The organism is Candidatus Methylomirabilota bacterium (assembly GCA_027293415.1).
Lineage (GTDB): Bacteria > Methylomirabilota > Methylomirabilia > Methylomirabilales > CSP1-5 > CSP1-5.
In genome coordinates this window covers 22774-30375 of record JAPUFX010000061.1, presented here as the reverse complement: position 1 = coordinate 30375, position 7602 = coordinate 22774, and the positions used below count along the sequence as shown (strand labels likewise).

Sequence of the window (7602 nt, the reverse complement as noted above, 5' to 3'; positions counted from 1 at the left end):
CACCATTGAAAAACCACCCCCCCGCCACGTCCACCGGCTCCGTCTCATAGAGAGAGGAAATTCGGAGGAGTCGGATCCCCGGACGCTGCGAGAGCAGTGAGATGGCGTGCTCCAATGTTTCCCGCCGATCCCCCAGGTTTGCCCCGAGACCGAGATAAGCCCGGATCACCCCTCGCGCCTCCGACATCAGCTGCTAGAACGCTGGGACGCTAGAAGGCTGGAACGCTGAGACGCTTGGATGATGGAATGCTGCAACGCTGAAAAGAGGCAGACTGGCTTCCTAGCTGCTGACTGCTGCTACCAGCCGATATTCCCGATCCGTTGCACCGCTTCCCGGATCCGTTCCACCGGAACGGTAAGGGCTGCCCGGATAAACCCTTCGCCATGGGGCCCGAAACCCACTCCCGGCGTAGTGACGATCCCCGTCTCCTGGAGCAGCCGCTTGACCAGCTCGCTTGAGTTATACCCGGGAAGGACCGGAATCCAGACGTAGAAGCTCGCCTGCGGCTTGGTTACATTCCATCCGAGGGCCTTCAAACCCTCCACGAGCGCATCCCGTCGCTCCTGATAGATCTTGCAATGTTCGGCGACGCAGTCCTGGGGACCCCTGAGCGCCTCGATCCCGGCGTACTGAATCGCCTGGAACACGCCGGAATCCAGGTTGGTCTTGATGCGGCCAAGTCCGGCCAGGATCTCTGCACTGCCCACCGCGAACCCGATGCGCCAGCCAGTCATGTTGTAGGTTTTTGAAAGAGAGTGGTACTCGATGGCGACTTCCCTGGCCCCCTCGACGGCCAGAACTGACGGGGGCCGGTAGCCGTCGAAGGCGATCTCGGAATAGGCCGCATCGTGGCAGAGAATGAGATGGTGTTTCCGGGCAAATTCTACCGCCCGCACAAAAAACGCTTCGGGGGCCACCGCCGCGGTCGGATTGTTCGGGTAATTCAGGAAAAGCATCTTGGCCTTTCGAAGGACATCCGTCGGGATCGTCTCGAGATCCGGCAGGAAGCCGTTCGAAGGGTAGAGCGGGAGGGGGTGTGAAATCCCGCCTGCAAAAACCGTGGCCGCGTGATACACCGGATAGCCGGGATCGGGGATCAACACCGTATCGCCACCATCGATGAAGGCAAGCGGAATATGTCCGATTCCCTCCTTGCTCCCAATGAGTGTGAGGACCTCGGTGGCCGGATTAAGGACGACCCCAAAGCGGTCACGATACCACTCGGCCGCCGCCTGCCGGAATACCAGAAGCCCCTCGTAAGTGGGATACCGGTGATTCCGGGGGTCTGCAGTCGACTCGGCCATCCGCTTCACAATATGAGGAGGGGTGGGAAGATCCGGGTCTCCGACCCCCAGATCGATAATATCTAATCCCTGGTCGACCGCCTCTTGCTTGAGACGATCGATCTCTGCAAAGAGGTAAGGAGGGAGCTGTTTGAGCTTGCTCGCATAAGCATACCGTCTCTCCATAGGGCGATTCACCTCCTATGGCTTGCTCAGTATAGATAGCTGATTGTTGAAACGGCTATTTTAGACCGAGGACATCCGCCATGTCGTAGAGTCCCTTCGGGGCCTCGACCACAAACCGAGCCGCACGGAGCCCCCCCCTGGCGAAGTTATCACGGCTGTGGGCCCTGTGGGTGATTTCGACACGCTCCCCCATACCCCCGAAGAGGACGGTGTGTTCCCCCACGATATCGCCTGCACGGATGGTATGGACACCAATCTGCTTTTTGGGCCGCTCGCCTACGATACCTTTCCGGCCGTAAATGCCCACCTGCTCTATGTCCCAACCCAGCGCCTCGGCGATCACCTGGGCCATCTTGAGCGCGGTTCCCGAGGGGGCATCCTTTTTGAAATGATGGTGGGCCTCGGTGATTTCGACCTCGTAATCTTCACCGAGAAAGTGGGCGAGCTCCCTGAGGACTTTGAACAAAACATTGACACCCACGCTCATATTAGGAGAGATAACACAGGACATCTTTGCCGCGAGACCACGGGCCTGTTCCAGCTGTTCCTTGCTCAGGCCCGTGGTTCCTACCACGATGGCGACACCCGCATCGCTCGCCGCTCGGAGATGGGCGATCGAGGCCTCTGGGGCCGTGAAGTCGATGATGACATCGGTACCCGAGATGATTTCAGACAGGCTGTTACCAACCTTGACTCCCAGGGGTCCGATGCCGGCCACCTCTCCCACATCCCGACCGATGGCGGGATGGCCAGGGCGTTCCGTCGCCCCGACGATCTGAAAGTCACCCGCCTCCTTTGCAAGGGCTAGGATTCGCCCCCCCATCCGTCCGGCGGCCCCGGTCACAATTGCCCGAATCATCGCCACCCGCTCCGTGACAAGCTGTCAGCAGTCAACCAGCCTCACGTCAAGAGGCCGTAAGCCGTCATCGCCTTCGCCAACTTTTCCTTGTTCGCATCGGACATCGGCGAGAGCGGCAGCCGGAGCTCCCCGTTCAGCCTCCCCAGAAGCTGCATGGCTGTCTTGACCGGGATCGGATTGGTCTCATAAAACATGGCCTTGCAGAGGGGAAACATGCGTAGGTGGATCTCTCGCGCCCGCTTCCAGTCGCCGTTCAACGCGGCCCGGCTCATCTCCGCCGTCTCTTTCGGGATAATGTTCGCGATGACCGAGATCACCCCCTTGCCCCCGACAGACATGAGCGGCAGCGTCAATGAATCATCGCCAGAGACGACCGTGATCCGGTCCCCGCACTGGTGGATCACGTCCGTCATCTGATCCAACGATCCACTCGCCTCTTTGATCCCCACAACGTTTGGCAGGTCTGCGAGAATCGCCACTGTCTCCGGAAGCATATTCACGCCGGTGCGCCCCGGGATGTTATACAGGATGATCGGGATATCGACCCTTTCCGCCACGGCTCTGTAGTGCGCGATGAGCCCATTTTGGGTCGGCTTGTTGTAATAGGGGCAGACCATCAGTACCCCGTCCGCGCCGGCCTTTTTCGCATGCTCGGTCAATTCGATCGCCTCGGCGGTGGAGTTGGAACCCGTTCCCGCCACCACAGGAACCCGCCCCCCTGCCGCCTTAATGGTAACCTCTACCACCATATTGTGCTCGTCATGGCTCAGGGTGGGAGACTCGCCGGTCGTCCCGCACGGGATGATGGCCTCGGTCCCGTTCTTCACGTGAAACTCCACCAGCTCACGGATCTTGGCCTCATCCACACGTCCGTCTCGAAAGGGTGTGACCATCGCGACCATGGATCCTTGAAAGCTCTTCTTCATCGCCCTCCCCTCCTTCGGTTCATGGTTCACAGTTCGAAGTATGAGGTCCAAAGTCCAATGTCCCCAAAATTTCGAATTTCGAAATTCGAATTTCGAAATTGTGCGGTCATCGCTCTATAGATCGTCGGGAATGTTCTCTCCTCGAATGAGATCTTCGTAGCGTTCTCGTGCCCGGATCACGAAGTGGCGGTCCTCCTTGACCAAGACCTCGGCCGCCCGTGGTCGCGCGTTATAGTTCGACGCCATCGCAAATCCGTACGCCCCCGCACTCATCACGGCCAGGAGCTCTCCGGGCTCCACCATGCTGAGTTCCCGATCCTTGGCTAAAAAGTCTCCTGATTCACAGATCGGCCCGACCACATCTGCAGTGATCTGCTCCCGTCCCTTGTGCTGTTGGACCGGCTGGATGGCGTGGTAGGAGTCATACAAGCAGGGGCGGATCAGGTCATTCATTCCCGCGTCGACGATGACAAAATTCTTCGTCGGGGTTTGCTTCGTGTACAGCACCCGGGTCACCAGGATCCCGGCATTTCCCGCGATCACCCGTCCCGGCTCAAAAATAACGGTACAGCCAATGGTCTTCAGGATTGGGGTGATCGCTTGGGCCATCTCCGTCGGGTGCGGCGGCGTCTCATCACTGTACGGAATCCCGAGGCCTCCACCCATGTCAAGATAGCGAATATCGATGGGAAGCTTCCGAAGTTCCTCGATCAATTCGGCCGTACGTCGCAGGCTATCCACGAAGGGGCTTAGTTCGGTGATCTGCGAACCGATGTGTTGATGGATCCCGACGATCTGGATGTGCGATAAGGTCCGTGCGAGCCGGTATTCTTCGAGGGCCAAGGAGATGTCGATACCGAACTTGCTCTTCTTGAGCCCGGTCGAGATGTACGGATGCGTTTTGGGATCCACATCGGGATTCACGCGGAGCGCCACGCGGGCCACCGTCCCCATCTCTCCTGCCACTTGGTTGAGTAGGCGCAGCTCTTGGGAGGACTCGACATTAAACATGAGGATGTCCGCCTTGAGGGCCTCTCCCATCTCCTCCCGGAGTTTCCCGACTCCAGCGAAAACGATGCGCTCGGGTGGGATACTGGCGCACAGCGCCCGGAAGAGCTCTCCACCAGATACGACGTCCGCTCCTCCTCCCATGGTGGCGAAGAGCTTCAGAATGGCCAGGTTAGAGTTGGCCTTGGCGGCAAAACAGATCAGGTGGGGAATGTCCCGGAAGGCTTCACTAAAAACGCGAAAGTGACGGGTGAGCGTGGCGTGGCTGTACAAATAAAAGGGGGTCCCGACCTCCCCCGCAAGGGCTGTGATGGGGACCTCCTCACAGTAGAGGTCTTCACCCCGATAGTGAAAATGGTGCATTGGTGAATGCCTCCTGAGGGGGTGGGATGATGCCGTCGTAACACAACTCTTCTCGACCTGTCAAAGGGAAAGTAGAGTACACACTACCCCCCGCGTGCCGGCGTTCTACATTGCAGGCAGACAGGGGACCGGGTGGGTGGCTCAGATAGCCGAGTGGAGGGGATCGTAATGCGTTAAAGGCGCGTCGGCGGCGCAGGTGCGGCACGCCGCTCGTGGCACATTTAGTTCAGTGTTGTCCTGGAGCTTGTGGCCGGCAAAAGCGAGTCTACCCCAGCCGTCTTCCGCCACTCCCATTCGGATTCGCTACCGGCGGTGGGATGGCGGAACCAGGGGACCGGCACTTGCCTCGATAGGACCGTGAGTTGCGCGGGACTGATCTGCTTATCGGCAAGCCGCAAGATCGGCCTGCCGTCTGCCATCACGTCCAGCGAAGCCCGGTGCATCATGTTCTTGTCAAAGAGCCGCAGCCCAGAGTCACCATCAGCCCGCGCCGTAAGTACGGATCTGGTTCTCCCGTCCCTGTCTAAGAGACTGATCCTCCGTGGTCCGTCCGGAAGCACACTCAAGGCCACGCCAGGTTTCCCGTCCTTGTCGTTTAGTAACAGGACCGAGGCACCATCGATGAAGCCCAACTCGGCACGAATGCTGCCGTTCGTATCTCGAAGGACAAACCTCTCCGCCTCGAGCACCTTGCCGAACTTCGTCGGTGTGGCTTGGGCCAGAATAACCATGGCCGCGACCACGGCCAGGGTCACCGTTACCATCCACTGCCACCGTCGGTTCTCCCGCTCCACCGCCTCCATGCGCCGTTCCAGGGCTCCCATCGTTGGCTCATTCATCTCGATCCCCCTCCTTTTGACGCCCCTGTGCGGCGTGTTTGATTGAATTCCTCCGAGCGGCCCTCTCTCCTCTCAAGCCCAAAACTCTGTTTTAAAGATGAAGGCACACTATAAAATCAGCGCTAACCATCTGTCAATATGCAGTTTTTTCATACATGGCTGGGCTAAGGAAGCCGCCAAACCGCCGCGAGTATTTCAGGGGGCCTGTTGGCGCAATTGAGGCGGATTAAGGCCTTATGCTGACCCAAAAACATGGCTAACTGAATAAGCTAAATTTTGCTCGACATAATAAGCTAAAAAGGATAGAATACGATAAGTTATAAGATTTTTAGCAGAATAACCTAAAAACCGTACAGCAGAATAACCTAAAAACTGCACAGCAGAATAACCTAAAAACTGCACAGCAGAATAACCTAAAAACTGCACAGCAGAATTAGCGAAAGAGAGCACGACCATGGCAAGACCGCAGGAAAAACTAGCTGATTCCCTTAAAGCTCTGAAAGAGCTTCAAGAGCGTGGTGTGGTTGCCATCCGCTCCGCCGACCTGACCCGCACCCATCGGGAGCGTCTCCTGCAGAACGGGTTCTTGCACGAGGTAATGAAGGGATGGTACATCCCGGCCCGGCCGGATGGGGCTGGCGGGGAAAGTACGGACTGGTATACCTCCTTCTGGGGCTTCTGCGCGGCCTATCTAAACGACCGGTTCGGGACGGAATGGTCCTTATCGCCCGAGCAATCTCTGTCTCTGCATGCTGGCAACCGGGCGGTGCCGCACCAACTGCTCGTCCGCTCGCCGAAGGCGGGCAACGAGGTCACGAAACTACCACACGAGACCTCCCTGCTCGATGTCCGAGCTGCCTTGCCGCCGGAAGGACAACGGGAAGAGAAAGAAGGTCTGCGCCTGTTCTCTTTGGCGGCCGCGCTGATCGCCTGTGCTCCGGGATACTTTCCGCAAAACCCTACCGATGCGCGCGCCGCGCTCGCCATGGTGCGTGATGCTTCGGACGTCCTAGCCCTGCTCCTGGCCGGCGGCCACAGTGCGCTGGGGGGTCGTCTTGCGGGCGCCTTCCGAAATGTCGGACGCACACGCATCGCCGACGAAATCCTCAAGACGATGCGGGCGGCCAGCTATGACGTGCGCGAGAATGATCCATTCAGTGACCGACCCACGCTGGCTCTACCCGCGCGCGAACAATCTCCCCACGCTAACCGCGTTCGCCTGATGTGGCAGCAGATGCGGAACACAGTGATGGGGATGTTCCCCGCCGCACCGGGGCCAGTTACCGACATCGATGCGTATTTGGAGGCCGTCGAAGACGTCTATGTCACCGACGCCTACCATTCGCTGTCGATCGAGGGATACCGGGTCAGCCCGGCCCTCATCGAGCGCGTACGCACCGGCGCGTGGAACCCCGATGGTGACGAGAATGACCACGAACGTCTCAACGCACTTGCGGCGCGCGGTTATTGGAAGGCCTATGAAGCTGTCGGACAAAGCGTGCGCAAGGTGCTCGAGGGCGATAACCCGGGTGCAGTTGTTGATGCTGACCATGGCGACTGGTACCGGGAGCTCTTTGCACCAAGTGTAACCGCGGGAATCATGAAGCCAGCCGACCTCGCAGGGTACCGCAGCGACCAGGTCTATATCCAGCGCTCGAGGCACGTGCCGCCCCGCCACGAGGCGGTGCGCGATCTTATGCCGGCGTTTTTCGATCTGCTGCGGGAGGAGGAAGAGCCGTCCGTGCGGGTCGTATTGGGTCATTTCGTGTTTGTGTACATCCATCCCTATAAGGACGGCAACGGCCGTATGGGCCGATTTCTGATGAATGTCATGCTCGCCGGCGGCGGCTATCCGTGGACTGTGCTGCCGGTCGAGAAACGCAACGAATACATGGCGGCGCTCGAAGCTGCCAGCATAGAGCAGAACATCGAGCAGTTCGCGGCCTTCCTGGCTCGTCTGGTGGAAGCACGGCTCAAGGGCCACCCCGCGCCCAGAGTACCCGACGAGTAGGCTGCGGGACGGCCTACAACTGGGGCCTTGCGGGGGGACCATTGTGGTAGCAACGTGGTAGCAGGGCGATGGAAGGACCTGATTTGGTGGGACTGGGCGCCGGGAATCTGATTAGCAATTAGCAGG

Annotated in this window: 7 protein-coding genes; 1 reads left to right on the top strand and 6 read right to left on the bottom strand. The window is 59.0% G+C overall.

What is annotated here, in order from left to right:
* From O6929_04575 to O6929_04550, 6 genes are all read right to left on the bottom strand, one after another.
* Positions 1–187, bottom strand: a 187-nt coding sequence (locus O6929_04575) for a 2-amino-4-hydroxy-6-hydroxymethyldihydropteridine diphosphokinase (protein ID MCZ6479674.1), incomplete at its 3' end; no start/stop codon positions are given.
* 110 nt (positions 188–297) lie between these two features.
* Positions 298–1470, bottom strand: a complete 1173-nt coding sequence (locus tag O6929_04570; protein ID MCZ6479673.1) for an LL-diaminopimelate aminotransferase — start codon at positions 1468–1470, stop codon at positions 298–300.
* Positions 1471–1525: 55 nt separating this feature from the next.
* Positions 1526–2329: a 4-hydroxy-tetrahydrodipicolinate reductase gene (gene dapB / locus O6929_04565; protein MCZ6479672.1), complete on the bottom strand. Its 804-nt coding sequence runs from the start codon at positions 2327–2329 to the stop codon at positions 1526–1528.
* A gap of 41 nt (positions 2330–2370) precedes the next feature.
* Complete coding sequence (gene dapA, locus O6929_04560; GenBank protein ID MCZ6479671.1) at positions 2371–3255, bottom strand: 4-hydroxy-tetrahydrodipicolinate synthase; 885 nt, start codon at positions 3253–3255, stop codon at positions 2371–2373.
* Between the two features lie 114 nt (positions 3256–3369).
* Positions 3370–4626: a diaminopimelate decarboxylase gene (gene lysA / locus O6929_04555; protein ID MCZ6479670.1), complete on the bottom strand. Its 1257-nt coding sequence runs from the start codon at positions 4624–4626 to the stop codon at positions 3370–3372.
* Between the two features lie 221 nt (positions 4627–4847).
* Complete coding sequence (locus tag O6929_04550) at positions 4848–5465, bottom strand: hypothetical protein (GenBank protein MCZ6479669.1); 618 nt, start codon at positions 5463–5465, stop codon at positions 4848–4850.
* A gap of 454 nt (positions 5466–5919) precedes the next feature.
* Here O6929_04550 and O6929_04545 point away from each other — a divergent pair, with 454 nt between their 5' ends.
* Positions 5920–7476 carry a Fic family protein gene (locus O6929_04545; GenBank protein MCZ6479668.1) on the top strand — a complete coding sequence of 519 codons (1557 nt, stop codon included), beginning with the start codon at positions 5920–5922 and terminating at the stop codon, positions 7474–7476.
* Positions 7477–7602 lie beyond the last annotated feature (126 nt).